We start from the raw sequence: 2414 nt of genomic DNA on the forward strand, positions 1-2414 counted from the left end.
TTTACTATTTACCCATCTAATATATACTTATAGAGGTCTATTCTCCTCATGCCATTAGTACTGAGTTGTTTACTTGGGCATAATTTCATAACTTTACTGAATAAATAATTCTATCATCATATCTAATTCAGAAAAGGATAAACTGAATGTGTTCATATCTGTAGCATTAAGCAGTAGAGTATTATGGAACAATTTGGAAGAATAAAACTTTTAGCGATAGCAGCAATCGCTTATCTAATACTGCCAACTTTGGCGGCAGCACAGACACGGGATGACTTCAGGGTCCCCTCCTTCGAGCTCACCCTTACCCAGGGTGCAGGTCTGACCACACCGGATGCATCACTCGCCTCGATCCAAAGAGCCGATGCAGTGGCCTACAGAGGTATGAGACCTATTATGGGGCTCTCACTTGGCTACCGCCTCAGGGATCGTGCCACCACGGTAGGGCTTGAGTGGTCCAATATCTCTATGGAGGCTAATCTTCAGAGTCATTCGCTCCTAAGCGAGGCAGCAGTGGATCTATTCGGAATCCATGTGGTGGACTACCACCCCTTTATTATGAATAGGATGGAGCTCTTCACCTACGCCACCCTGGGTGCAGCACACGCCTCCAATGTCTACACCACCCTTACCGACTCCAAAGACTACGGCAAGGCTCAGGCATGGGGCTTGGGTCTCAAGCTGGGCTGCGGCGTCAGGTACCGCTGCACCACACACTCAGCTGTGGAGCTTAAGGGCGGTGCTATGGATGCTTATCTCTTCAGGTGGTCAGGTGATGAAGCGGTGATCCATCCTGAGGCTTATACGTACAATAATAAGAATAACTACGGCCTCTTCTACGCCGCCCTCTCCTACAGTCTCCTCTTCTAAGTCCCCTTTGTCATACACTCAATGAGGAGTAATATCGGCAGTTATCTTGCCGATGTTACTCCTTGATTTTATGCTAATCTACAAGTTCATCAACCGGTATTAGAGAAAACTCTGAGAGATGGAGGCATTTCCGTAGGCTTCCCGGATGCTTCTCGGCAAGCCCCCGCCACCCGCTCCTCTCATCCTACTATACCCTTAGAGAGATAGACTTGATGAAATGCTGTAAAGGATGATGAGGAAGGGTGTGGAAAGTGTTGGTGAAACGGTCTAGACCCCCGAGGAACGCCCTTTCTTTTCCCCTCCACTGACACTCCACCAACACCCAGTGTTAGTACAAAAAGGGTCGTCCGACATTTCGCATGATGGAGCAGTGATAGAAGGAGCGTACATTCTTTTTTCATTACCTTTGTAAAGGGATCGTCGTAGATAAACCATCAAGACAGGTAGCAATATGAGTGAGGAAAGAGCGCAGATCAGCATGTCCAATACGAAGAAGGAAATGCTGGAGGCCTACAAAGCACTGCTGGATGGGGTACAGAAGAAGAGCTTAGAGAATCCGAAGGAGGAGCTCAAGGTCTCCACCTCAGAGGAGACGGTCCGAGACATTGCGCTCCGCGCCATCGACTCCTCTGCGATGACCAGTCGCGCGCTATCCCGTGAGCCTCGCCCCACTGCCAGCCGTGAGGGAGCCGATGAGGCTTAATATATATATCAGAGAGGGAGTGAAGTAACAGCAGAGTGGTTAATGATAGTATGTCGGAAGAGAGAAAGATGATCTACCTCTGCCTCGCTCATATGAGTGAGGAGGGGCTGGAGCAGAAGTATGTGAAGGAGGCCTTTGACACCAATTGGGTGGTGCCGATGGGCCCGAATGTGAATGCCTTTGAGAAAGATCTGGAGGCGTTTGTCAATAGCAAGTCGTACGACTCCGCCTCACTGGATCGGCGTGTGGTCTGTCTGTCTGCGGGTACTGCAGCGGTTCACCTGGCACTGATCGGCTGCGGCGTGGGTCCCGGAGACGAGGTGCTGGTGCAGAGCTTCACCTTCTGCGCCTCCTCTCACCCGATCACCTACCTGGGTGCCAAGCCGATCTTTGTTGGCTCAGAGCGGGAGACCTGGAATATGGATCCGGCTCTGCTGGAGCGGGCGATCCTGGACCGCAAGGAGCAGACCGGACGGTACCCTAAGGCGATCGTCCCCGTGGCTCTCTATGGTATGCCCTACCGGATCGACGAGATCATGGCGATAGCCGATAAGTACGGTATCCCGGTGGTGGAGGATGCCGCCGAGGGGATGGGCTCCCGCTACGATGGTCAGGTGCTGGGCACCTTCGGGAGGTTTGGCGTCCTCTCCTTCAATGGAAATAAGATGATCACCACCTCGGGCGGAGGGGCGCTGATCTGTCGCTCCGAGGCAGACGCGAGAGAGGTCATGTGGTATGCCACTCAGGCGCGCGATGCCTATCCCTACTACCACCATACCGCCATCGGGTACAACTATCGTCTCTCCAATGTCTGCGCCGGTATTGGTCGCGGACAGATGAC

General features: G+C 52.2%; 3 protein-coding genes. All 3 read left to right on the plus strand.

The window, feature by feature from the left end:
- The first annotated feature begins 249 nt into the window (after window positions 1–249).
- Window positions 250–870, plus strand: coding sequence for a hypothetical protein (locus Q0F21_RS07255; RefSeq protein ID WP_297238701.1), 621 nt, complete (start codon window positions 250–252; stop codon window positions 868–870).
- A 451-nt stretch (window positions 871–1321) separates the two neighbouring features.
- The gene (locus Q0F21_RS07260; protein WP_297238703.1) at window positions 1322–1573 is read left to right on the plus strand and encodes a hypothetical protein; all 252 of its coding nucleotides are present in this window, start codon (window positions 1322–1324) and stop codon (window positions 1571–1573) included.
- A gap of 50 nt (window positions 1574–1623) precedes the next feature.
- A partial coding sequence (locus tag Q0F21_RS07265) for an aminotransferase class I/II-fold pyridoxal phosphate-dependent enzyme (protein ID WP_297238705.1) occupies window positions 1624–2414 on the plus strand: 791 nt, incomplete at its 3' end.

Origin of the sequence: uncultured Porphyromonas sp. (assembly GCF_934359325.1) — a bacterium.
GTDB lineage: Bacteria > Bacteroidota > Bacteroidia > Bacteroidales > Porphyromonadaceae > Porphyromonas_A.